General features: G+C 57.4%; 1 protein-coding gene. It reads left to right on the top strand.

Annotation, left to right across the window (positions count from 1 at the left end; genetic code table 11):
* Positions 1-310 (top strand): pseudouridine synthase (locus V5P19_RS23235; RefSeq protein WP_334407887.1); only part of this gene is annotated, 310 nt, incomplete at both ends.

Here is a 310-nt window from a genome sequence, read left to right as displayed (position 1 = left end):
GATTATCCGCAGGCAGAATCGGTGCATCGTCTGGATCTGGCTACCAGCGGCGTGATTGTAGTGGCGCTGACCAAAGCCGCGGAGCGGGAGTTAAAACGCCAGTTCCGCGAGCGCGAGCCGAAAAAGCAGTATGTGGCCCGCGTCTGGGGGCATCCATCCCCCGCAGAAGGTCTGGTGGATCTGCCGCTGATTTGCGACTGGCCAAACCGCCCGAAACAGAAAGTCTGTTACGAAACGGGTAAACCTGCGCAGACGGAATATGAAGTGGTGGAGTATGCGGCGGATAACACGGCAAGAGTGGTGTTAAAAC

Origin of the sequence: Enterobacter sp. UNJFSC 003 (assembly GCF_036903355.1) — a bacterium.
Lineage (GTDB): Bacteria > Pseudomonadota > Gammaproteobacteria > Enterobacterales > Enterobacteriaceae > Enterobacter.
The sequence above is the reverse complement of the archived record's forward strand: the minus strand, read 5'-3'. Positions and strand labels throughout refer to the sequence as shown.